This window comes from Micromonospora sp. NPDC050795 (genome assembly GCF_044456785.1).
GTDB lineage: Bacteria > Actinomycetota > Actinomycetes > Mycobacteriales > Micromonosporaceae > Micromonospora.
The window spans coordinates 97,091-119,543 of sequence record NZ_JBITGE010000021.1; the positions used below are offsets into that span (position 1 = coordinate 97,091).

The 22,453-nt window shown below is 71.9% G+C and carries 23 protein-coding genes and 3 tRNA genes; 11 read left to right on the forward strand and 15 right to left on the reverse strand.

Annotated features, from left to right (window positions below):
* Nucleotides 1-222 precede the first annotated feature (222 nt).
* Nucleotides 223-1,305, reverse strand: coding sequence for a Glu/Leu/Phe/Val dehydrogenase dimerization domain-containing protein (locus tag ACIBEF_RS19725; RefSeq protein ID WP_145796214.1), 1,083 nt, complete (start codon nt 1,303-1,305; stop codon nt 223-225).
* A 193-nt stretch (nt 1,306-1,498) separates the two neighbouring features.
* Between ACIBEF_RS19725 and ACIBEF_RS19730 the strand changes: the two genes are divergently transcribed.
* Nucleotides 1,499-2,338 (forward strand): hypothetical protein, encoded by an 840-nt coding sequence (locus tag ACIBEF_RS19730; RefSeq protein WP_396794705.1) that lies wholly within the window; start codon nt 1,499-1,501, stop codon nt 2,336-2,338.
* Between the two features lie 250 nt (nt 2,339-2,588).
* Nucleotides 2,589-2,798, forward strand: coding sequence for a BldC family transcriptional regulator (locus ACIBEF_RS19735; RefSeq protein ID WP_007073996.1), 210 nt, complete (start codon nt 2,589-2,591; stop codon nt 2,796-2,798).
* A gap of 75 nt (nt 2,799-2,873) precedes the next feature.
* Here ACIBEF_RS19735 and ACIBEF_RS19740 read toward each other — a convergent pair whose 3' ends face one another.
* On the reverse strand, nt 2,874-3,263 hold the full coding sequence (locus tag ACIBEF_RS19740) for a PPOX class F420-dependent oxidoreductase (RefSeq protein WP_396794682.1): 390 nt from the start codon (nt 3,261-3,263) through the stop codon (nt 2,874-2,876).
* 54 nt (nt 3,264-3,317) lie between these two features.
* Here ACIBEF_RS19740 and ACIBEF_RS19745 point away from each other — a divergent pair, with 54 nt between their 5' ends.
* On the forward strand, nt 3,318-4,097 hold the full coding sequence (locus ACIBEF_RS19745) for a class I SAM-dependent methyltransferase (RefSeq protein ID WP_396794684.1): 780 nt from the start codon (nt 3,318-3,320) through the stop codon (nt 4,095-4,097).
* A gap of 53 nt (nt 4,098-4,150) precedes the next feature.
* Here ACIBEF_RS19745 and ACIBEF_RS19750 read toward each other — a convergent pair whose 3' ends face one another.
* Nucleotides 4,151-4,438 (reverse strand): hypothetical protein, encoded by a 288-nt coding sequence (locus ACIBEF_RS19750; RefSeq protein WP_396794686.1) that lies wholly within the window; start codon nt 4,436-4,438, stop codon nt 4,151-4,153.
* A gap of 177 nt (nt 4,439-4,615) precedes the next feature.
* Here ACIBEF_RS19750 and ACIBEF_RS19755 point away from each other — a divergent pair, with 177 nt between their 5' ends.
* On the forward strand, nt 4,616-5,473 hold the full coding sequence (locus ACIBEF_RS19755; protein ID WP_396794687.1) for a 3-hydroxyacyl-CoA dehydrogenase family protein: 858 nt from the start codon (nt 4,616-4,618) through the stop codon (nt 5,471-5,473).
* Nucleotides 5,474-5,525: 52 nt separating this feature from the next.
* Nucleotides 5,526-6,269: an enoyl-CoA hydratase/isomerase family protein gene (locus tag ACIBEF_RS19760; protein WP_396794688.1), complete on the forward strand. Its 744-nt coding sequence runs from the start codon at nt 5,526-5,528 to the stop codon at nt 6,267-6,269.
* A gap of 66 nt (nt 6,270-6,335) precedes the next feature.
* Here ACIBEF_RS19760 and ACIBEF_RS19765 read toward each other — a convergent pair whose 3' ends face one another.
* Entirely contained in the window at nt 6,336-7,682 is a 1,347-nt protein-coding gene (locus ACIBEF_RS19765; RefSeq protein ID WP_396794689.1) for an ABC transporter substrate-binding protein, read from the reverse strand.
* Nucleotides 7,683-7,837: 155 nt separating this feature from the next.
* Between ACIBEF_RS19765 and ACIBEF_RS19770 the strand changes: the two genes are divergently transcribed.
* Complete coding sequence (locus ACIBEF_RS19770) at nt 7,838-8,227, forward strand: hypothetical protein (RefSeq protein ID WP_357208505.1); 390 nt, start codon at nt 7,838-7,840, stop codon at nt 8,225-8,227.
* 57 nt (nt 8,228-8,284) lie between these two features.
* On the opposite strand, the gene ACIBEF_RS19775 is transcribed toward ACIBEF_RS19770, so the two are convergent.
* Nucleotides 8,285-8,725 (reverse strand): hypothetical protein, encoded by a 441-nt coding sequence (locus tag ACIBEF_RS19775; RefSeq protein WP_396794690.1) that lies wholly within the window; start codon nt 8,723-8,725, stop codon nt 8,285-8,287.
* Nucleotides 8,726-8,854: 129 nt separating this feature from the next.
* On the opposite strand from ACIBEF_RS19775, the gene ACIBEF_RS19780 reads away from it, so the two are divergent.
* Nucleotides 8,855-9,559, forward strand: a complete 705-nt coding sequence (locus ACIBEF_RS19780; protein WP_396794691.1) for a DUF2786 domain-containing protein — start codon at nt 8,855-8,857, stop codon at nt 9,557-9,559.
* 13 nt (nt 9,560-9,572) lie between these two features.
* On the opposite strand, the gene ACIBEF_RS19785 is transcribed toward ACIBEF_RS19780, so the two are convergent.
* Entirely contained in the window at nt 9,573-10,100 is a 528-nt protein-coding gene (locus tag ACIBEF_RS19785; RefSeq protein WP_355004723.1) for an SRPBCC family protein, read from the reverse strand.
* 164 nt (nt 10,101-10,264) lie between these two features.
* On the opposite strand from ACIBEF_RS19785, the gene ACIBEF_RS19790 reads away from it, so the two are divergent.
* Complete coding sequence (locus tag ACIBEF_RS19790; protein WP_396794692.1) at nt 10,265-11,452, forward strand: hypothetical protein; 1,188 nt, start codon at nt 10,265-10,267, stop codon at nt 11,450-11,452.
* 200 nt (nt 11,453-11,652) lie between these two features.
* Here ACIBEF_RS19790 and ACIBEF_RS19795 read toward each other — a convergent pair.
* From ACIBEF_RS19795 to ACIBEF_RS19830, 8 genes are all read right to left on the reverse strand, one after another.
* Nucleotides 11,653-11,726 (reverse strand) — tRNA-Phe (locus ACIBEF_RS19795).
* Between the two features lie 99 nt (nt 11,727-11,825).
* Nucleotides 11,826-11,899 (reverse strand) — tRNA-Asp (locus tag ACIBEF_RS19800).
* A gap of 52 nt (nt 11,900-11,951) precedes the next feature.
* Nucleotides 11,952-12,024, reverse strand: a tRNA-Glu gene (locus ACIBEF_RS19805).
* A 154-nt stretch (nt 12,025-12,178) separates the two neighbouring features.
* A complete protein-coding gene (locus tag ACIBEF_RS19810) occupies nt 12,179-12,961 on the reverse strand; it encodes a polysaccharide deacetylase family protein (RefSeq protein ID WP_396794693.1) in 783 nt (260 codons plus the stop codon).
* Nucleotides 12,962-13,036: 75 nt separating this feature from the next.
* Entirely contained in the window at nt 13,037-13,981 is a 945-nt protein-coding gene (locus ACIBEF_RS19815) for a MerR family transcriptional regulator (RefSeq protein ID WP_396794706.1), read from the reverse strand.
* Nucleotides 13,971-14,591 carry an isopentenyl-diphosphate Delta-isomerase gene (idi, locus tag ACIBEF_RS19820; RefSeq protein WP_396794694.1) on the reverse strand — a complete coding sequence of 207 codons (621 nt, stop codon included), beginning with the start codon at nt 14,589-14,591 and terminating at the stop codon, nt 13,971-13,973. Before idi ends, ACIBEF_RS19815 begins: the two co-directional genes overlap by 11 nt.
* On the reverse strand, nt 14,588-16,069 hold the full coding sequence (crtI, locus tag ACIBEF_RS19825; RefSeq protein ID WP_357203073.1) for a phytoene desaturase family protein: 1,482 nt from the start codon (nt 16,067-16,069) through the stop codon (nt 14,588-14,590). Before crtI ends, idi begins: the two co-directional genes overlap by 4 nt.
* Nucleotides 16,070-16,097: 28 nt before the next feature.
* Nucleotides 16,098-17,240, reverse strand: a complete 1,143-nt coding sequence (locus ACIBEF_RS19830) for a polyprenyl synthetase family protein (protein WP_396794695.1) — start codon at nt 17,238-17,240, stop codon at nt 16,098-16,100.
* Nucleotides 17,241-17,304: 64 nt separating this feature from the next.
* Here ACIBEF_RS19830 and ACIBEF_RS19835 point away from each other — a divergent pair, with 64 nt between their 5' ends.
* A complete protein-coding gene (locus ACIBEF_RS19835; RefSeq protein WP_396794696.1) occupies nt 17,305-18,228 on the forward strand; it encodes a phytoene/squalene synthase family protein in 924 nt (307 codons plus the stop codon).
* Nucleotides 18,225-19,550, forward strand: coding sequence for a cryptochrome/photolyase family protein (locus tag ACIBEF_RS19840; RefSeq protein WP_396794697.1), 1,326 nt, complete (start codon nt 18,225-18,227; stop codon nt 19,548-19,550). The genes ACIBEF_RS19835 and ACIBEF_RS19840 overlap by 4 nt, the downstream gene beginning before the upstream one ends.
* On the opposite strand, the gene ACIBEF_RS19845 is transcribed toward ACIBEF_RS19840, so the two are convergent.
* A complete protein-coding gene (locus tag ACIBEF_RS19845; RefSeq protein ID WP_396794698.1) occupies nt 19,551-20,627 on the reverse strand; it encodes a serine hydrolase domain-containing protein in 1,077 nt (358 codons plus the stop codon). It abuts the gene before it with no gap.
* Between the two features lie 80 nt (nt 20,628-20,707).
* On the opposite strand from ACIBEF_RS19845, the gene ACIBEF_RS19850 reads away from it, so the two are divergent.
* Nucleotides 20,708-22,195 (forward strand): dihydrolipoyl dehydrogenase family protein, encoded by a 1,488-nt coding sequence (locus tag ACIBEF_RS19850; RefSeq protein ID WP_396794699.1) that lies wholly within the window; start codon nt 20,708-20,710, stop codon nt 22,193-22,195.
* Nucleotides 22,196-22,453: the final 258 nt, after the last annotated feature.

Genomic DNA, 22,453 nt, shown 5'->3' on the forward strand with positions numbered 1-22,453 from the left:
CGGTACATGGGGATGCCAACGTTCGGCACCTCGGGTTGCCGTCAGCCGGCTCTGCGCGTCGCGTCGATCCGGCCGTCACCCAGTGTACCGGGTAAGGAGCGGAACGGTTAGCACCCGTGACACCGGACAAACCGCATCAAATTCGACCCGGGCTCAGCTTACCCAGCGAGGCCCGGCACCGGGGCCCGGAGGCGGATCTCGTCGACCCGCCCCCGGGGGCGCTCAGCGCAGGTGGATCGCGCGCAACCGGCCGACGTCCGCCATCCGGCGCTCCGCCAGCCGGTCGGCGGCCACCGCCGGGGGCACACCCTCCGCGTCGGCCAGGTGCAGGATCTCGCGGGTGGTGTCGTAGATCCGGGTCGCCCGCAGCTTCGCCCGGTCGAAGTTGAAGCCCTCGATCTCGTCGGCCACCTGGATCACGCCGCCCGCGTTGACCACGTAGTCCGGGGTGTAGAGGATGCCCCGGTCGGCCAGCAGCTTCTCGATGCCCGGGTGGGCGAGCTGGTTGTTCGCCGCCCCGGTGACCACCTTGGCGCGCAACGCCGGCACGGTGTCGTCGTTCAGGGCGCCGCCCAGCGCGCACGGCGCGTACACGTCGATGTCCGCGGCGACCAGCGCGCTGGCGTCGTCGACGAGGGTGACCTCAGGGTGGTTGCTGCGCACCCACGCCAGCGCCTTCGGGTTGACGTCGGTGGCGACCACCTCGGCGCCGTCCTCCAGCAGGTGCCCGGTGAGGTACTTGCCGACCTTGCCCAGCCCGGCCACGCCGACCCGCCGGCCCCGCAGGCTCGGAGTGCCCCACACGTGCTCGGCAGCGGCCCGCATCCCCTGGAAGACACCCCAGGCGGTGAGGATCGACGAGTCGCCGGCGCCGCCGTGCTCCACGCTGCGCCCGGTCACGTAGCGGGTCTCCCGGGCCACCACGTCCATGTCCGCCACGTAGGTGCCGACGTCACAGGCGGTGTAGTAGCGACCGCCCAGCGACTCCACGAAGCGGCCGTACGCGCGCAGGAGCGCCTCGCTCTTGATCTGCTCCGGGTCGCCCCAGATGACGGCCTTGCCGCCGCCCAGGTCCAGCCCGGCGAGCGCGTTCTTGTACGCCATCCCGCGGGACAGGTCCAGCACGTCGGCGAGGGCGTCGTCCTCGCTCGCGTACGGGTAGAAGCGGGTGCCGCCGAGTGCCGGGCCCAGCGCGGTGGAGTAGATCCCGATGATCGCCTTCAGGCCGCTCTGCTTGTCCTGGCAGAACACGACCTGTTCGTGACCGGTCGATACCGGGTCGTCGGTGCTCGCGAATACGCCCATTGTTGGCTCCTACTGTGGTGTGCGTCCTTGTGGGACGTGGACCTGGTGGACCCCGGCGGGGATGCTGCCGGTGTGATCGAGCCTAGTATCGGCCGCCGGGCAGGCGCTCGACGTGCCGCCGCCGTCCCACGGTGCGGCGCGCGTGCTCCGGCCGCTGACCGCGTACGGGCGTGGTTCGTGGGAGGATCGCGCGGTGCCGTCGCTCTTCGCTTCTTACCTGCGCGTGTACGAACCGCTGGCCGCGTTCGATCGGGACCGGCAGAGCTACTGGCGCCGTTACGTCTCGGAGGGGCGCGCGATCGCCCCGGTCGAGGGGCCCGGTCGGCAGCGGACGGCGGTGATCGAGGCGCTGGGCGCTGGCTGGACCCGGCTGCCCGACCTGCCGGAGGAGGCGTACGTCCTGGAGACGGACGACGGCCTGCTGGTCTGCCCGTGGAACCTGCGCATCCGGGTCGCTGAGGCGGCGCTCAGCGCCCGGGACGGGGTGCCCTCTGTGCTCGCCGACGCCTTCGTGCCGCCGGTGCTCGCCGGGCAGGCCAGGGCGGTGGTGGACGACTGGCGCTCTGGCGCCCGGGTGCTGGAGCACGGGGTGCCCCGGGTGCACGAGCAGATCGCCACCTGGGGCGTACCGCTGCGGTGGTTCGTGCTCTTCGATCCGGCGGAGCGGGACCTGGTCACCCAGCCCGGCCGGCGGGCGTTGCGCTACCGCACCGAGATCTCCAAGGCTCGACGCCGCTCGTCGCGGGCGCTGTCGGTGCTGCGCAAGTCGGTGGGCGAGGCGCCGATCACCGAGGCGGTGGAGGAGGCGGCCCGCTGGCTGGAGGAATTCCATCCGCGGTCCGTGGTCGAGCTGGACTACAGCGGTCTGGTCGACCTGCTCTCCGACGAGACGCTCGCCGCGGACGACTCGCCCGAGCTGGTCGCCGCTGGCCTCGCGGGGCTGTCGCGCGGCGAGGCCGAGGAGGCGTCGGCCGCGTACGACAAATTGGTGGCCCGGTGGCGCGCGGTGCAGCTGTTGGAGCGGTGCAACTAGGGCATTTTGCACTAGGAGCGCTCCCAAGGTGAGGTGTGCTCGTAGTTGACGCATCACGAACCGTGATCATGTGTCCTAATAAGGTACTTTCTGCCGTGTAAAAGTCGTAAAAATCGGGCATGGTTCATCCGTCCGTCTAGGGACCTTCATCCGTTCGGCCCATGTCGGACATCGGGGACTAGCCGGACCATGGGAGACGCGTCGGCCGGCGGGACCCCGGCCGATGTCTATACATGTGGAGGAGTGACCGATGGCATCGCGAACGCACGAACCAGAGCCGCTACTCACGCCGGCCGAGGTGGCGTCGATGTTCCGGGTCGACCCGAAGACGGTGACCCGGTGGGCCAAGGCTGGCAAGCTCAGTGCCATCCGCACCCTGGGTGGCCACCGTCGGTACCGTGAGTCGGAGGTCAGGGCGCTTTTGCAGGGCCAGATCCCGCAGCAGCGGCAGGGCGACTGAGCAGCGATAGTTCTTGAAAAGGGGCGGTGGATCTCGATCCGCCGCCCCTTTTCATGCCCCCGACCGCGCGTGGGGTCAGCGCCGTGGCTCGTCCAACGTCACCCGGATGCCCACCGTGCCGCCCTCGCCGCGACGCAACCGGCTGCTCAGCAGACTCAGTCGACCGATCACGCGGTACTTGTGCTTGAGCAGGTCGCGGATCCGGCCGGTGTCACCACCTCCGTAGAGCGTCGCGTGAGCTGGCACCTCCGCCCCGTGTGGTCGACCCCGGACGTCGCACGGGGCGACGGTCACCTCGCCGTTGCGGCGGATCCGCTTCACCTTGCCGGAGTCGGCCCGGGTCCAGACCGCCAACGCCTCGCCGTCGCGCACCGCCCAGACCGGGGTCGGCACCGCCCGACCGTCCTTGCGAAAGGTCGTGAGCAGGATGTACTTCTCGGCGGACAGCCGGTCCAGCATGGTCACGCCGCCAGGATACGGCCGGTGCGGGGCACTGAGTGGCCAGATAGCGTGAACGTCGTGACGGTGGAGCCCCAGATCGGTGACGTGGTCGGCGAACTGCTGCGGGACACGCTCGCCGTGGCCACCGGAGTGGGCCCCCGGCCCCTGGTCGGTGGTCGACTGCCGCGACCGGTCATCGAGATCATCGAACGGGACGACGGTCTGATCAACGGCGCCCCGGCCGCGCACTACCTGGACGGGCCGGCCGAGTGGCAGCCGTACGACCACCGCGCGGTGAACCGGGCGCACGGCGAGACGCTGGACATCGGCACCGGAGCCGGCCGGATCGCGCTGCTGCTCCAGGAGCGCGGCGTACCGGTCACCGGGCTGGACACCTCCGCCGGCGCGCTGGAGGTGAGCCGGCGTCGCGGTGTCCGGCGGCTGGTGCACGGCACCGTCGACACGCACGTCGCCGACGGGGCGCGGTACGACACGTTCTTGCTGCTCGGCAACAACCTCGGGCTGTTCGAGGGGCGGGAGCGTGCTCCCGAGTTCCTGGCCGCGCTGGCCGCGCTGGCCCGACCGGGGGCGCAGATCATCGCGCAGGGCACCAACCCGTACGGCACCCGCGACCCGCTGCACACCGGCTACCACGAGCGCAACCGTCGACGCGGCCGGTTCGGTGGCCAGCTGCGGCTGCGGCTGCGCTACCGCGAGTTGAGCACCGAGTGGTTCGACTACCTGGTCTGCTCGGCGGACGAGTTCGCCAGCCTGGTGCACGGCACCGGTTGGCGGCTCACCGATGTGGACGACCGCGACGCCCCCTACTACCTGGCCACCCTGCGCCTCGTCGACTGAGCAGAACGGCCCCCGCTCACCGCCGGGCGGAGAGCGGGGGCCGTCCGTACGTCTCAGACCTGGACGGTCGGGGGAAGCTGCTCGGGCGGAAGGCCGCCGTCGCCGTCGACCACCTCGTCCGGTTGGCCGTCCTCGTCGATGTCGACCATGGTGATGTCCACCTTGCCGTCACCGTCGGTGTCGAACTGGAACAGGTCCGCCTTGCCGTCGCCGTCGGTGTCGACCACCCACACGTCGGTCTTGCCGTCGTTGTTGGTGTCGGCGCGCAGCAGTTCGACCCGCTCGTCGCCTCGGGTCTCCACGGTCTCCCCGGTGGTGACGCTCTCCGGTGCCTGGCTCATGTCGATGCGGTCCTTCCCTCGGTTGACGGGGCATCATTACCCGATCCGGCGCTCCCCCACGCATGGACCGGGTCGTCGCGCTGTCTAGGGTCGCACCATGAGTGAGCGGAGCGGGCGGGACACCCGGGCCGGCGTAGCGGGGACCCCGCGCGTCGGCGGGCGGGACAGGGAGGCGTGATGAGCGACCGTTTCGTGGTCGTCGGTGCCGGCACGATGGGGCTTGGCATCGCGTACGTGGCGGCCGGTGCCGGGCACGCCGTCGAGTTGGTCGAGGTGGACCCCCAGCGGGGTGCGGCCGCGCTGAACCGGCTCGCCGAGCTGTGGGAGCGGGCGGTGCAGCGCGGGAAGTTGAGCGCCGACGAGGCCGCCACGAACCGGCAGCGGGTGACGCTGCGCCCAACCCTCGCCGATGTCGCTCCCGCCCCCCAGGTGATCGTGGAGGCGGTGCCGGAGCGCCTCGATCTGAAGCGCGCGGTGCTCCGGGACGCCGCCGCGCTGCGTCCGGCACTGCTGGGCAGCAACACCTCCAGCATCGCCATCGGGGCGCTGGCCGCCGAGCTGGACGCGCCGGAGCGCTTCGTCGGCCTGCACTTCTTCAACCCGGTCTGGGCGATGGCGCTGCTGGAGATCGTGGTCGGCCCGGCCACCGCCGAGGAGACCACCGCCGCGGCCGTCGCGCTCGCCGGCCGGCTCGGCAAGGACCCTGTCGTCGTACGCGACATGCCCGGATTCGCCACCTCCCGGCTCGGGGTCACCCTCGGGCTGGAGGCGATCCGGATGGTCGCCGACGAGGTGGCCAGCCCGGCGGACATCGACAAGGCCATGGTGCTCGGCTACCGGCACCCGATCGGGCCGTTGGAGCTCACCGACCTGGTTGGGCTCGACGTGCGGCTGGACATCGCCCGCACCCTCCAGGCCGCGTACGGGGACCGTTTCACGCCGCCGCCGCTGCTGGTGGAGATGGTGGCCGCCGGGCGGCTGGGCAAGAAGTCCGGGCAGGGCTTCTACCGCTGGGAAGGCGGGGTCAGGCAGTGAGCGCGAGGAGTGAGCTTGCGAGCCCCGCAGTCGCGAACGGAAGGTGGGCCCGGTGATCGGGTTGCGGATCGAGGAGCGTCCGGACCGGCTGGTGGTCACGCTGGACCGGCCGGAGAAGCGCAACGCCATCGACGCCGACCTGATCGCCGAGCTGCACCAGGTCTGCGCCGAGTTGGAGGCCCACCCGCGCCTGCTGCTGCTCACCGGCGGCGCGTCGGGCATCTTCGCCGGTGGCGCCGACATCGGCCAACTCCGCGAACGGGGTCGCACGGACGCCCTCGCCGCGATCAACTCGGCTGCCTTCGCCCGCATCCGGGCACTGCCCATGCCGACCGTGGCGGCCGTCGACGGCCCGGCGTTGGGCGGTGGCGCCGAGCTGGCGTACGCCTGCGATCTGCGGGTGTGCACGGCGCGGGCGGTCTTCGGGCAACCGGAGGTGCGGTTGGGCATCCTGGCCGGCGCCGGCGCGACCCACCGGCTGCCGGCGTTGATCGGCGAGGGCCGGGCCAAGGAGCTGCTCTTCACCGGTCGGCGGGTGGACGCCGCTGAGGCACTGCGGATCGGCCTGGTGAACCGGGTGGTGGACGAGCCCGGCGAGCTGCTGACGGTGGCGCACGCGTTGCTGGACGAGATCGCCCTGGGATCACCGTTGGCGGTGCGGCTGACCAAGCTGGCGGTGGACGCGCCGGCCGCCGCGCACCCGCACCTCGACCTGGTCAGCCAGGCGGTGCTCTTCGAGGACGACGAGAAGCACCGCCGGATGACCGAGTTCCTGGAGCGCCGCCGGCCGCGCTGATCCGCGTACACAGAAACGGCCGCACCGGCGTGAAGCCGGTGCGGCCGTCGTGGTTTCCGGTCCTGCCTACTGCCGGATCTGCACCCCGGCGTCGGCCAGGCCGCGGATCACCTGGGCGGACTCACCGAAACCGATGATCAGCACGGCGTCCGCGCCGAATTCCTTGATCTCCTTCGCGCCGCCGCTGAAGTCGACCGGAGCGGCCTTCGCGTCGGCCGGCGGCTCGTACGTCAACAGCTTGAGCCGGTCGTTGGCGATACCGGCCTTCTCCAGCTCGTCACGGACGGTGCCCTGGAGGCCCTCACCGTAGGAGTCCTTGCGGGCGACGATGACGATCTTCTGCGACCCGTCGCGGAGGATCACGTCGGCCAGCGCCCGGCCCTGGAGGCTGTCCGGCGGGGCGGTGCGGAAGTAGAGGCCGTTGTCCTCCACGTCGGTCAGCCCGCTGTCGGTGTTGGACGGGGAGAAGAGGACCTTCCCGGCCTGCACCACGTCCGGCAGCACCGCCCGGGAGATGCCCGAACCACCCGCGCCGATGATCACGCTGACGCCGTCCGTCACGTGCTTGGCCACCGTCGCCTTGGCCACCGCCGGGTTGGTGCCGTCGTCGCCGTCGAGCCACGTCACCGGCTTGCCCAGTGCGCCGCCAGCGGCGTTGACCTCCCTGATCGCCAGCGCCGCGCCAGCGGCCATCGGCGGGTAGGCGATGGAGAGGTCACCGGTCTTCGGCAGCAGGCCACCCAGGATCAGCGGCTCCTGGTCGGCGGCGGCGCCACCCGGGCGCTGCTTCTTCGGCTTCGGCGGGGCCTTGGTGCTCGCCGCCGACTCGATGCCGGCGCCGACGAACTCGGTCTTACCGTCGTTGATCTGCTGCCCGTCGAAGGTCAGCGTCGCGTAGCTCGCCGTGGCCGGCTCACCCTTGTCGGTGAAGCCCGCCCGGGTCAGCGACACGCTGCGGTACTCGATGTCCTGCCCGTTGCGGGCCAGCGTGAGACAGCTCGTCGGGTTTTCGCAGCGCTGCCCGTCGTTGGTCACGCCGACGATCTGCTTCGCGATGTCGGTGGGGTTGGTGCTGCCGGCCAACTGGGCGGCGAGCACGGCGATCACCACCGCGTCGTACGTCTCGGCGGAGTAAAGATAGTCCGTCAGCGCCGGATTGACGCCCCGTAGCCGACTCTTGAAGTCGTCTGGTAACGGAGTGAGGGGCGTGGTGCCCTTCATCCCGTCGACGAGACTCGCCCGTTCCTTCAACTCCGCAGGATAGGAGTTGAGCATGTTGCCGTCAGTGCCGTAGAGGCGCACCTGTTGGGCGCTGGCCTCTTCGGGCTTGTCATCCCCGCAAGCGCTTGTGGCGAGCAGGATCGTCGCGCAGGCAGCCAGTGTGGCTACCCGCGAGCGGCGTGATACGAACATGGTCGTCCTTCCTCCGGCGAAGGTCCGCTGCGCACATTAGCGTGCCGAGGCCGGCGGCGGGACCGTGGAGGTGGCGTAATGCGCAGGTAGCTCGCGTTGAACACGGACAGTGACGGTTGAGGGGGCGCTTGACCACCCGTCCTACTGTGCGCTGCGTGACGGACCTACCACAGCAGACGTTCGATGACGCGGCCGCCGTGCTCCGTTCGGCGCTGACCGGCGATGGAGACGCGGTGGTGGGAGCCTTCGACGCGGTCGTCGACCGGGCCGGCCTGGACGGCGCGTACGACGTCGCCTGGTGCCTGGCCGCGACGATGCTCGGTGACGCGCCGGCAGCCAGCGGGGCGGCGCTCGACTTTCCGGGGATCGACCAGGCCGGGTACGACACCCGCTGGGTGGCCCGCTTCGTCAGCGCGTACGCGAATCGGGACGAGCCGACCGGGGAGGCGCTGTTCGGCGCGGCGGCCGCCGACGGGCTGCTCCCCGACTGCCTGCTCACACTCGCCGGTTCGACGATCGCCACCCTGCGCAGCCGCGCGGAGTGAACCGCCGCCGGGTCGCGGCGTCCGTCGGGGGGCGGACGCCGCGACCGTGCGGGTCGCTCAGAACGCGTGATACGCGATGAGCGGTTCGTACTCGTAGCGCAGGTTCTCGAAGCGGACCCGGAAGTTGACGCCGTCCCGGACGTTGGTCGCTACCGTGATCCAGCCCGAGTTGGCCGGCAGGTAGGTCCAGTAGTTGCAGGCGCTCGTCTTGTCGACGAAGATCACGCACGCGTCGGTGCCGTACACGCTCGCGTTGCGCACGTTGATGTCGCGGCAGCGCGTCGTGGTGCGGTACTGGCCGGCTGAGCCGCCGTAGCGGCCCGTCTCGAAGTACGACCGGACCGCCCCGCCGTAACAGGTGGCGAGCGGGGCGAACACGTTCGGCCCCGAGCTGACCGGCGTGGTCGGTGTGGTCGGCTCCGCCTGGGCGGGCGTGCCGACGGCGAGCAGTGCGATGGCCGTGGCGACGGCGAGCAGACGAGCGGTCGGGGATGGCATCCGTTCGTTCCTCCAAACAGTTGGTCAACGGTCCGTATAGGACTAATCATCTGGCGGTGACGATGATACGTATCGATCGACTACCGCGCGGCCCCGGTGATGTCCGGCCCGTGTGGTAGCTCTGTAGGCATGTCCGAGGCCATGCTCAGCAAGGTGCGCAAGCTGTTGGCCCAGGCCGAGGACCCGGCCTGCACGCCGGCCGAGTCCGCCGCGTTCACCGCCAAGGCGACCGAGCTGATCGCCCGCTACGGCGTCGACCGGGCGCTGCTCGCCGCCCGTGACCCGACCACCGACCCGGTCGGCGATCGGGTGCTCGACGTCGTCGCCCCGTACGCCCGCGACAAGGTCGGCCTGCTCGCCGCGGTGGCCGAGCCGCTGCGCTGCCGCTGCGTACGCCGCCGGCAGGGCAACGGCTTCGCCCTGCACCTCTTCGGCTTCGCCAGTGACCTGGAAAGGGTCGACCTGCTCTTCACCTCACTGCTCGTGCAGGCGGCGCACGGCTTGGCCGCCACCCAGGTGCCCGCCGACGACCACCCCGCCGCTTTCCGCCGCTCCTGGCTGGCCGGCTTCGCGGAGGTGGTCGGAGGGCGACTCTGGGCGGCGGAGTCGGCGGCGGCCAGCGAGTCGGGCACCCCGTCGGTGGCGCTGGTGCTGGCCGACCGGTCCGACCGGGTGCAGCGCCGGCTCACCGAGGAGTACCCGCGGCTGCGGACGGCACCGCCACGTCGGTTGGGCGGCACCGGCTTCGGTTCGGGGGCGGAGGCCGGCGAACGCGCGAACCTCGGTGGTCGTGACCTCGGCGGCACCGCTGCCGGTCGGCGGCTCGGCCGGTGACCCGGTACGCCCGTCAGGCCGCCGTGCTGGGGCGATGGCGCGACACCGTGGCGACGTAGCGGGTGAGCAGCTCGTGCCAGCCGGCCGTGAGCGCCTTGCGGTAACCCTCGGCAGCCTCGCCGTGCCGGTCGAAGTGCCGGTGCTCCAGCTCGAGACGGGTCTGTTCCGGCCCCTCGGCATGGAACAGCACCTCGACCTCGCTCGCGCGGGCCGGGTCCGGCACCGGTGCCCGGTCGGGGCCGATCTGCCACACGAAGACCAGTCGGCGAGGCGGATCCCAGGTGAGCACCCGGCCCCAGTCGGCCCGGAAACCGTACGGGCCGATCTCGTAGAGCATGCCGCCGGCCCGAGGCTCCATGCCCAGCTCGGCCAGTGCGTCCGGGCCGGACCAGGTGTATTCGGTGACCCACCAGTCGGTCAGCTCGTCGCTGAAGACCGCGAATGCGTGCTCGGCGGCGCCCGGGACGAGAACGCTGCACCGGAGAGAGAACTGGCCGACGTCCTGCCGGATGTCGGCCGGATCAGTCAATTCCTGTCCCATAGGCCCGGACCATACCGGCTGATGCCTCGGTGTGCAGCTTCGCGCGGTGCCCGGTTCCAGACAGAGGGTCGTCGAGTCGTCACGGACGGGATGCCCGGCCGTAAAGCGGGTAACCGCGCGGACGACCGGGACTTTCGGGCGGGCGGGCGGGCGGGCGGGAGATCATGAGCGAGAACGCGCAGCAACGAGGGCCGGACCGGACCGTCGACGACGCAGCAGACCCGGACGTCCTGCTTGACATTCCGAAGGTCACCGTCGACTCCATCCGACTGGCGGTCGACGGTCTGGAGGCCGACCTGTCGCTGCGGGCCCGGGTGGCCAACCTGCTCCAGGTCGACGCCGGCGTACGGGTGCGCCTCAACGGCGGCGAGTTGAACATCGACGGGGTGAACGCCGAGGCGCAGCTGCGCGTGCGGTTGGAGCAGTTGACCAGGATCCTGGGCCGCGCGCTCGACACGCTCGACGACAACCCACACATCATCGAGACGATCGCGCGCACGGCCGGCACCGCCGTCGACGACGTGAACCGCGGCGCCCAGCAGCTGGCCGCAGGCTCAGCGGAGATCAAGGCATCGGGTCGACGCTCGGACGACGTCCGTGGCGAGCCGAGCCGGCAGGTCGGCGCGGCCAGCCCGGTGGCCGACCGCGACCGGCTGGGCTCCGACCGGGCTGGTCCAGGTCGGCCATCGGGCTCTGGTCAGCCGGGCCCCGATCGCCATGGTCCCGATCGCCATGGTCTTGATCAGCCGGAGCTGGATCAGCCGGAGCTGGATCAGCCGGGTCCTGGGCGACCGGGTCCTGACCGGCCGAATGCGGATCGGCCGAATGCAGGTCGGGCGGATGCGGGTCGGTCCGGGGCTGGTCCGGTCGGCTCGGGACCGGGTGCCGGCGGCCCTGGACCGCGAGCCGGTGGCCCAGGACCGGTCGACCAGGCGCAGCCGCAGGGCCAGCGTTCGCAGGGCCAGCGTTCGCAGGGCCAGCGTCCGGAGGACCAGCGTTCGCAGGGCCAGCGTCCGGAGGACCAGCGTTCGCAGGACCAGCGTTCGCAGGGCCAGCGTCCGGAGGGCCGTGCGCCGGAGGCCGGCCCGCCGGCTGCCCATGGCTCGGAAGGTCAGCGGCACGAGGGGCCGCGTCTTACCGAAGAAGCCCGCACGCAGTCGGATGGGTCGGGTCCGAGCCCGTCCGGTGGGGGCGATGGTGGTCTGCCGGGCGCGGCGCGGGCTGCGGCGCAGAGCGCAGCCCAGTTCGCCGAGCAGGCGGGGGAGACGCTGCGAGAGGCCGGACGCAGCGTGTGGGAGGCGATCCAGGGCAGCGTGGCCCAGCATCGCCCGCAGGGGCGCCGTGACCACTGACGTCGCGCGGCCCGCCCGTCGCGCTGCCCTGATGCGGGGGTGACCGCAGGCATGATCGACTCGGTTTCCTTGAATACGCGGTGTCGCGCCAGCCGGGACACCGCGACTTCCAGAAAGTCGTGATGATCACGCCCGCCAAAGCAAGATCCCCACCTGCGTATTCGCTGGTGGGGACCTCTGTAGCCCGGCGAAAGGCTATGTGGCCAGGGGCGGGGTCGAACCGCCGACCTTCCGATTTTCAGTCGGACGCTCGTACCAACTGAGCTACCTGGCCGTGTCGCTCGGCTCATGTTACCCGGCAACCGGACGAACCGGCGGCAAGGCGACCTGCTCCGATACGCAGAACGCCGCGCGGGGCGCGGCGTCAGCGCTGCGGTCCTGACGGGACTTGAACCCGCGACCTCCGCCTTGACAGGGCGGCGAGCACTCCAACTGCTCCACAGGACCTAGCTTGTGTTGCTCCGGCTTGCGCCGGCCTTGCTCCGGCTTGCGCCGGTCGTGCCCCCAACGGGATTCGAACCCGTGCTACCGCCTTGAAAGGGCGGCGTCCTGGGCCGCTAGACGATGAGGGCGGCCCCGCCATCATTGCACACTCGCAACTTCAAGCGGACTTGCTCCCATCCGGCCCCGCCGGAGGCTTCGAAAGCATACGTGATGCTCCGTCGGTCGACAAAATCGGTGTCGGCAAGGGCTTGGGACGGGAAATAACAGCAGGTCAGAGCGGTTCTAGCGGAGTCGGGTGATGCCGAAGCGCTGCTTCAGGTCGGCGATCACCTTTGGGCATGCGGCGAGTGTCGCGGCCCGATCACCGCCTCCGTCATGCAGCAGAACGATCGCACCGGGCCGGGTGGCGGCGTGGACACGCGTGCCGATCGTGGCTGCGGTCGGCTTGTCCCAGTCCTGCGGGTCGACCGACCAGTGCAGTGGACGCATGCCGAGGTCCTTGGCCACCCTGACCACCTCCGACGTCCACCGGCCGCCGGGCTGCCGGTAGAACGACACCTTCGCGCCGGGAACGGCCTTCTGGATGGCCTTGTTGGTGCGGTCCAGGTCGGCCCGGATCTCGCCGACGGGTCGACGGGCGAGCTCGAGGTCGTGTCGCCAGCTGTGGTTGCAGAGCTGGTGTCCCTCCCGGACGATCCGCCGGACCAGCTCCGGGTGACGCTGTGCCTCGCGACCGACGACGCAGAAGGTCGCTGTCACCTTGGCGGCCTTCAGCTGGTCGAGCACCTTGGGTGTCCAGGCCGGGCTGGGCCCGTCGTCGAACGTCAGGGCCACCGGTCGTACGCCGGTGTTGCGCCCCAGGCCGGAGGGGAGCTTGGCCGGCAGCGGCCGCAGCGGCGGCTTGGCCGGCTTGGTGACGCTGGGGTGCGGTTTCGGGGTGGGCGGCGGTGTCGATTCCACCGGCTTCGGAGCGGCGGCGGGTGTGATGGTGCGGGTTGGCTGGGCGCAGCCGGACAGGAGCAGCGCCACGGCGAGGACGGACGCCAGGATGGCGCGGGCTTGCATCTGCTCGCTCCCGGAGGGTCGGGGTAGGCGGACCCGCCCGACGGTAGTTCACGCCGCGATCCGGCGACAGTGCGATCAATCACGCCTCGACTGGTCCAGGGAGTCGCGGACGGCGGCGGAGAGCGAGACCGCCTCGGCCAGGTCGACCGGCCGCACCACCCCGGCGGGCAGGGTGTCGGCTCGCCAGCCGGGGCCGGCGGCGAGCACCAGCAACGGGCGCCGGGGGGCAGCGAGCAGCGCGCTGAGTTGGGTCGGGTCGGCGGTGGCCCGGGTGTGCGACCAGAGCACCACGGCGGCCGGTCCGGTCCGGTTGACCGCCTCGACGAGAGCGGCCACCGGCACCCGGGCGCCGAGCATCCGGTAGCTGACACCGGCCTCCGCGAGAGCTGCCGCCAACGCTTCCAGCGGCAGTGTGTGCTGTTCCTCGTCAGCGCAGGAGAGCAGGATCCGGGCCGGCCCGGTGGGGACGTTGGCCCGACTGGCCGCCGCGAGCGCTTCCGAGACGCAGCGGGACATCAGGTGTTCCACCTCGATCAGGCCGGCGGTGGCGGCGTGCCGTTCGCCGATGCCGACGAGCACCGGGCGCAGCAGGCCCTCCCAGGTGGCGACGACCCCGTTGGTGGCCAGGGCGTGCGCGATCGTCTCGCTGATCGCCGCGGTGTCCAGCCGCATGGCGGCCCGGGCCAGGCCGCGCGCCGCCGGACCGGCACGGCCGACCGGGATGGAGCCGCCGCCGTCCCGGCCGGTCGGGTGGATCCGGGCGGGGGCGACGGTGCCGTTCGGCATCGGGTCCGGTGCCTGGCGGGCCCAGCGGGCCGCCTCGGCGGGGCTCACTCCCTCTGCGGTGAGCCGTCGCATGATTTCGAGACGGGCCAGATCGGTGGGTGTGTAACGGCGGTGGTGACCGGGGATGTGTTCGCTGGGCCCGAGCCCGTAGCGCTGGTGCCAGGTGCGGAGGGTCGTCACCGCGACCCCCAACCGACGTGCGACGGCGCCCGCGCTCAGCGCCTCATCGACCACCCGACCGCTCCGCCGTGTCATCCGCCGACGATCCGGGCAGCATCATGGCCGGGCCGGTTGCGCCCGACCGGGACTCCGCGGGGCGGAGCAGCCGGTTCACCACCCCGCCCAGCCAGGGCGCGTACGACCGTGGGTCGAGCTTCAACTCGGCCTCCAACGCGCCGGGGTCGGCCCACCGCAGCTCGGCCACCTCGGCCGGGTCGGGCAGCAGCGGAGCGCCGGGCAGGAACTCGCCGCGCAGCACGTGGTCGTATTCGAACTCGACCCGACCGGTCGCCGGGTCCTCGGCGTAGTAGACGTAGATGCCGACCTCGGTCAGCTCGACCGGTCCCGCGCCCAACTCCTCGCGCAGCCGTCGGTTGGCCGCCTCGGCGAGTGACTCGCCAGGCTGTGGGTGGCCGCAGCAGGAGTTGGCCCAGCGCAGCGGGAACCGGGTCTTGACGGCGGCTCGGCGCTGGAGCAGCACCTGGCCGTCCGGGTCCACCAGCAGCACCGAGAAGGCCCGGTGCAACTGCCCCGGTGGTTGGTGTGCGGCCGCGACGGTCGTCTCGCCGTGGGCCGTGCCGGTCTCGTCGACGAGCTCGACGAGGTGCTTCTCACGGCTGCTCATCGGCCTTCCCCGGTGATCCGGCCGGCGGCGAGCTTGCCGGAGATGAGCACCATCGGTACGCCGACGCCGGGTTGGGTCCCGGAGCCGACGAAGACCACGTTCGACAGGTCGCGGTGCAGGTTGGACGGGCGGAACGGGCCGGTCTGGAAGAGGGTGTGCGCGGCGGCGAACGGGGTGCCGGCGGCCATCCCCTGCTCCTCCCACTCGGCGGGGGTGATCGCCCGGAGCACCTCGACCCCGGCGCCGAAGCCGACGTAGCCGCGCTCCTCCAGGGTGCCGATGAGCTGGTCGGTGTAGCGCTGGGTCAGGTCGCCGCGCCACTCGAACGGTGCCCGGTGCAGGTTGGGCACCGGGGCGAGCACGTAGTAGGTGTGTCGGTCCGGCGGGGCCACCGCGGGGTCGGTCCGGCTGGGGTTGGTCACCAGCAGCGACGGATCGGTCATCAGCTCACCCCGTCGGATGACCTCATCGAAGGTGCCCTTCCACGCGCGCCCGAAATGGATGTTGTGATGGGCGATCTTCGCATAGGCCTGTCGGGAGCCGACGTGCAGAACGACGCAGGACGGTGAGTAGGTGAGCCGGCGCTGCGGCGCGGCGGGGAGCAGGTCCCGGTATGCGACCGGCAGGTCGGGGTTGAGCACCACCACGTCCGCCGGCACCAGGTCGCCGTCGGCGGTGAGCACGCCGGTGGCGCGGCCGTTGACGGTCTCCACCCGGGTCACTGTGGTGTCGTACCGGATCTGCACGCCGTGCTTCTCGGCCGCGCCGGCCATCGCCCTGGAGACCGCGTGGATGCCGCCGCGTGGGAAGTAGACCCCGGCCACCGAGTCGAGGTACGCGATCACCGCGTAGATGGCCAGCGCGTCGTGTGGCGCGAGGCCGGCGTACATCGCCTGGAAGGAGAAGATCCGCTGGGTACGCGGGTCTCGGAAGAATTGGTTGATCTTCGTCTGGAGGCGTCGGAAGGCTCCGCCGCTGAGCAGCTTGAGCAGGTTGCCGGTGATCAGGTCGGTCGGCGCGTCCAGGTTGCGCTCGATGAAGTCGGTGCGCTCCAGCCGCCACAGCTCTCGCGCGTACTCGACGAACCGCAGGTAGCCGTCGGCTTCCCGCGGCCCGCACACCCGGGAGATCTCGGCCGCCATCCGGGTGGTGTCGGTGAGCACGTCGAGGGTCGAGCCATCCGGGTAGTACGCCCGGTAGGCAGGGTCGAGCGGGGTCAGGTCCAGCCAGTCGTGCAGCTCCTCGCCGACCGCGCCGAGCGCCTCGGCGATCAGGTCGGGCATGGTGAGCACGGTCGGGCCCGTGTCGAACTCGTAGCCGTCCACGCCGAGGCGTCCGGCCCGCCCGCCGGGCACCGGCTCGCGTTCCAGCACCGTCACCTGTCGACCGCTGCCGGCCAGGTGCAGCGCGCAGGCGAGCCCGCCCAGCCCGGCCCCGACGACCACCACCCGGTCCGTCCGTCCTGTCACCGTCCGCACGTGACCACCTCCTCGCTCAAGTCGCTCATCAGGCCCGCCGGTTGGCAGCGGCGGTGGCCAGCCCGGTCAACGCGGTCCGCGCCGTCTGGTCCACGGGTGCGGCGTCGAGCGCCGCCAGCGCGTCGCTGACCCGCTCGGCGATCATCTGCTCCACCCGGGTCACCGCGCCGGTCTCGGCGACCAGCGCGGCGAATGTGTCGACCGATCCGTCGGTGGCCCGCTCCAACGCCGCGAGCTGGGCCGGGGTGGCCAGCTCACGGGCCAGTGTGAGCAGCGTGGTCGGCTTGCCGGTGCGCAGGTCGTCCCCGGCCGGTTTGCCGGTGGCCGCCGGGTCGCCGTAGACGCCCAGCAGGTCGTCGCGGAGCTGGAACGCTTCGCCGACCGCCAGGCCGTAGCGGGTGTACGCGGAGACCAGCGGGTCGTCGGCGGGCACCCCGGCCAGGCAGGCACCGAAGAGCAGTGGTCGCTGGACGGTGTAGCTGGCGGTCTTGTAGCGGGCCACCCGTAGCGCCCGGTCGACCGACCAGCTGGCCGGGTCGTTCTCACCGAGCACGTCGAGATACTGCCCGGCGACCGTCTCGACCCGCATCTGGTCGTAGCAGCGGCGCACCTCGAAGAGCCGGTTCGCCGGCACCGAGGCGTGGGCCAGCAACTGGTCGGCCCAGACCATGCAGAGGTCGCCGATGAGTACGGCGACGGCCTCGCCGAACCGGCCGGGATCTCCCCGGTGGCCGGCGGCGACGTGCTGTTCGGCGAGCGCGATGTGGGCGGTGGGCCGGCCACGGCGGGTGGTGGACGCGTCCATGACGTCGTCGTGCACCAACGCGAAGGTGTGCAGCAGCTCGAGCGCGGCCAGCGCGGGCAGCACCGGTGGCAGCGCCGCGGTGCCGCCGACGGCCCCGCGCCAGCCCCAGTAGGCGAACGTGGACCGGATCCGCTTGCCGCCGGTCAGGACGGCTTCCCGCGCGGTGGCGGCGAAGCTGCCCATCGACGCGTCGATCTCGTTGAGGGTGTCGACCTCGGCGGTGAGGAAGGCGTCAAGGGTTTCATCGACCGCCGTGACCAGATCGTGGGTATAAGCAGCCAGAACGGCGCGGACCGGATCGTCTCCGTCGCCCGGCCCTGCCGGCGCCACGCGGGTCACGTTGCCCGCAACTGCGTCGTTGGCCATGTGGCTGAGCGTACCCTAGGCTACGAGTTGCGTCGATTGGTGCGTCGATAATGGAGGAGGGCCGGTGGAAACTGATCTCACCGCTGCCTATGACCGGTGCCGTGAGCTGCACAAACGCCACGGCCGCACCTACTATCTCGCCACCCGCCTGCTTCCCGCGTGGAAACGACGACATGTGCACGCCCTCTACGGGTTCACGCGCTACGCGGACGAAATCGTCGACAGCACCGAGGACCTGCCGCCGGCCGAGCGGGCCGCTCTGCTGGACCGCTGGGCCAGCCAGTTCGTGGCCGGTCTGCACGGTGCGCCGGTCGACGACCCACTGTTGCCGGCAGTGCTGCACACGATCGCCGTCTTCGATCTCGACCGGGACGACTTTGCGTCGTTTCTGAAGAGCATGGCGATGGACCTGACCGTCACCGCGTACCCGACCTACGACCACCTGCTCGACTACATGGAGGGCTCGGCCGCGGTCATCGGCACCATGATGCTGCCGATCCTGGGCAGCTCCGACCCGGTGGCAGCCCGGGAGCCGGCCCGGCAACTCGGCTTCGCCTTCCAGCTCACCAACTTCATCCGGGACGTCGCCGAGGACCTCGACCGGGGCCGCACCTACCTGCCGGACGAGGACATGGCGAAGTTCGGGGTCACCCGCGAGGAGTTGGCCGAGGCCCGCGCCCGGGGTCGCGTCACCCACCGGATCCGCGAGCTGATCGAGTACGAGGTGACCCGCGCCCAGGCGCACTACGCCGCCGCCGCACCGGGCATCACCATGCTGGCGCCCGCCTCGCAGGCCTGCATGCGCACCGCGTACGCCCTCTATGGCGGCATCCTCGACGAGGTGGCCGCGCAGGACTACGACGTCTTCGTCAAGCGGGCCCTGGTGCCGCAGCGGCGACGGATGGCGGTGGCCGCGCGGGCCCTGCTCACCTCGACGGGTACGCCGGTCGTCATCCCCGGGCCGACGATCGAGCCGGAGAGCCGGTGACCGCGAGTACGGCGATCGTGCTGTTCACCCGCGACCTGCGGGTGAACGACCACCCGGCGCTGGCCACCACCTGTGCGGCGTTCGACCAGGTGGTGCCGCTGTACGTGCTCGACCCGGCGCTGGCCGACCTCTCCGCCAACCGCACCCGCTTCCTGCACCAGGCCCTCGCCGACCTGCGCGACCAACTCCGCGAGCGTGGCGGCGACCTGGTGGTCCGGCACGGCGACCCGGTGGCCGAGACGATCCGGCTGGCCGACGAGGTCGGGGCCACCGCCGTCGCGCTCTCGGCCGACGTCAGCCACTACGCCGGCCGCCGGGAGCGGCGACTACGCGCCGAGTGCGAGCGGCATGGGCTGCACCTGCGCCTGTTTCCCGGGTTGACGGTTGTCGAGCCGGGAGCGTTGCGCCCCGGTGGCGGCGGCGACCACTACCGGGTGTTCAGCCCGTACCACCGGGCCTGGGCGGCCACCCGGTGGCGCGAGGAACTGGCCGCGCCTCGGCGGATCGCGCTGCCCGACCGGGTACGCGTGGGTCGGTTGCCGGCGCTGCCGAACGGCGACTCGCCCGACGCGGCCATCGGTGGCGAGCGGGTCGCCCGCCAGCGGCTCACCGACTGGCTGCCCGACCTGAACCGGTACGGCGATCAGCACGACGACATGGCCGGCGACGACACCTCCCGGCTCAGCCCGTACCTGCGCTTCGGCTGCGTGTCGCCGCTGGCGGTGGCGAACCGCGCCGGCGACCGGTCCGGCCCGTTCGTCCGGCAGATCTGCTGGCGGGACTTCTACTACCAGGTCACCGCCGCCTTCCCGGAGATCTCGACCGCGGCGTACCGGCGGGGTGCCACCGAGCAGTGGCGCTACGACGACGACGCGTTGGCGGCCTGGACCGAGGGACGCACCGGGATGCCGATCGTCGACGCCGGGATGCGGCAGATGCTGGCCCAGGGCTGGATGCACAACCGGGCCCGGCTGATCACCGCCGGCTACCTGACCAAGCACCTCGGGCAGGACTGGCGGTCCGGGGTGGCGGTCTTCTTCCGCTGGCTGCTCGACGGGGACGTGGCGAACAACTCCGGCAACTGGCAGTGGGTCGCCGGCACCGGCAACGACACGAAGCCGTACCGGGGGTTCAACCCGGTCCGGCAGGCCGAACGGTACGACCCGGACGGCGACTACGTGCGCCGTTGGGTGCCGGAGTTGGCCGCGGTGCAGGGCAAGGCCATCCACCAGCCGTGGCGGCTGCCCGAGGCCCTGCGCCAGACGCTCGACTACCCGCCGCCCCTCTCGGTGCCCGGCACCGACCCCGTCTGGCTGCGCTGATCAGAGCACCGAGTGCAACACCTCGACCAGTTCGTCGACCCGGTCGTGCTCGGCGAGGTGCGCCGTGGCGTACGCGAAGGTGTAGCCCCGTTCGGGGTCGGCCCACGCGCTGCTGCCGCCGATGCCGCCCATGCCCCAGCTGCCGTCCGGCTCCCGTTGCATACCCAACGTCCAGCGGGCGTCGCGGTCCAACACCAGGTCCGGTCCGTCGTACTGGACCCGGGTCGCCTCCGCGACCAGGTCCGGGCTGAACAGCCGAACCCCGTCCAGGACACCACCGGCCAGCAGGCCTGCGTAGAGCCGGGCCAGGCTGGGGGCGGTGGCGTGCAGGTTGACGGCCGGCATCTCGGCGCCCCGCCACAGTGGGCTGTTCAGGACGGCCAGGTCCAGCCCGCCGGCCGGGTTGCCCAGCGCCCGCGCCCGCAGCGAGCCCGGCTCACCGAGCGCCCGGGTCGGCCACCCCGGGTCGCCGTACCGCAGGTCCGCGCAGCGCGACTGGTCCGCCTCGGTCAGCCCGAAGCCGAGGTCGAGCTGCCACCGGTCGGCGATCTCCTCGGCCAGGAAACGGCCCACCGACCGCCCGTCGACGCGGCGGACCACCTCGCCCACCAGGTGCCCGTACGTCCAGGCGTGTTCCCCGGCGACAGCGCCGGGCGCCCACTCGGGGTCGGCGGCGGCCAGGTCACCGGTGAGCAGCGCCCAGTCGGCGATCGCGGTGGTCGGTCGGGGCACCGGGAAGGCCGGCAGCCCGGCGGTGTGCGACAACACCTGACGCACTGTGGCGGGAGTGTGGAACTCCGGCCAGTACCGGTCCACTGGCGCGTCGAGGTCGACGGTTCCCCGGTCGACGAGCAGCAACAGGCAGAGCGCGGCCACCGGCTTGCCCACCGAATAGACGTTCACCAGCGAGTCCGGCAGCCACGGCTCGCCGCCCGGCCCGTGGCCGCTGCGGGAGCCGCCGGTCAGGTCCACGACCGGCTGCCCGTCGTACCAGACGGTCAGGGCGGCACCGGTTTCCCGACCGGAGGCGAGCAGGTCGTGGAAGCAGTCCCGGACCGGAGCGAAGCGTGCGTGCATCCGGCCACGGTAGGCGTCCGGGCCGGTGCACGTGCCGACTTTTCCGGCGACCCCGGTGGTTGGGGTGGTGTCGCTGGGGGATGCTGTTCGGTGTGGCGGAACCGGAGCTGGTGGATGTGGTCGTGGTCGGGCTCGGGGTCGGCGGCGAGGAGGTGGCCGAGCGACTTGCCGAGGCCGGCCTGAGCGTGGTCGGCATCGAACGGGATCTCGTCGGCGGGGAATGCCCGTACTGGGGCTGCATCCCGAGCAAGATGATGATCAGAGCCGCCAACGCGCTCGCCGAGGCTCGCCGGGTCGACGGGCTCGCCGGGACGGCGCAGGTCCAGCCGGACTGGGCACCGGTGGCGAAGCGAATCCGCGAGGAAGCCACCGACACCTGGGACGACACTGTCGCGGCGGAGCGGTTCATCGGCAAGGGCGGCCGGCTCGTGCGGGGCAGCGGCCGGCTCGACGGTCCGCGCCGGGTCCGCGTCGGCGACCAGGTGTTCGAGGCTCGACACGGGGTGGTGCTGGGCACCGGCACCCGTCCCTCGGTTCCGCCGATCGACGGCCTGGCCGACACGCCGTACTGGACCAACCACCAGGCGATCGAGGTCGAGGAGCTGCCAAAGACCCTGCTCGTGCTGGGTGGCGGCGCGATCGGCCTGGAGTTGGCGCAGGTCTTCGCCCGCTTCGGGGTCCGGATCACAGTGGTCGAGGCGCTCGACCGCGTGCTGGCCATCGAGGAACCCGAGGCGTCCGAGGTCGCCGCCGCCGCGCTGCGCGCGGACGGTGTGGAGATCCACACCGGGGTACGCGCCGAACGGGTCGAGCACGACGGGACCAGATTCACCCTGCACGGTGGCGGCGGCAAGGAGTTCACCGCCGACCGGCTGCTGGTGGTGACCGGCCGCAAGGCCCACCTGGCCGAGCTGGGCCTGGACACGATCGGCCTGGACGCCAGCCAGCGTTACCTCCCGGTGGACGACCGTCTGCACGTCACCGACCACGTCTGGGCGGTCGGCGACATCACCGGCGAGGGTGCGTTCACGCACATCGCCATGTACCAGGCGGGGATCGTCATCGCCGACATCCTGGCCCGCGCCCGGCAGGCGAAGGCAGGTGCGGACGCCAGCGGCACCTCCAGCGTGGTCGGCGGAGCGATGGGCGCGTCCAGTTCGCTGGCCGCCAGCGGATCGGGCGGGTCAGCGGGCACCATCCCGCGAGCCGACTACCGCGCGCTGCCCCGGGTGACCTTCACCGATCCCGAGATCGGCGCGGTCGGGCTCACCGAGCAGCAGGCCCGCGGACGCGGCATCAACGTGCAGGTGGGTTTCACCAAACTGAGCAGTTCGACGCGGGGCTGGATCCACCGGGTCGGCGACGACGGTTTCATCAAGGTCGTGGCGGACGCCGACCAGGGCGTGCTGATCGGCGCGACCTCGGCCGGCCCGGCCGGTGGCGAGGTGCTGTCCGCGCTGGTGGTGGCGGTGCACGCGGCGGTGCCACTGAGTCAGCTCCGGCACATGATCTACGCGTACCCGACCTTCCACCGGGCCATCGAAACCGCCCTACGCGATCTGTCCTGACGCAAGCCCTACCCGAGGCCACCGCGCCCCGCGACGTCCTGCGTCTTGCGACGCCCGCCCTGCGCTCCGCGCCCCGCGCCCGCTCCGCGCCCCGCGCCCGCTCTGCGCCCCGCGCCCCGCGCCTCGCGCCCCGCGCGCCTTGCGACGCCCCGCGCCCCGCGTCGCGCGCCTTGCGACGCCCCGCGCCCCGCGTCGCGCGCCTTGCGACGCCCCGCGCCCCGCGTCGCGCGCCTTGCGACGCCCCGCGCCCCGCGTCGG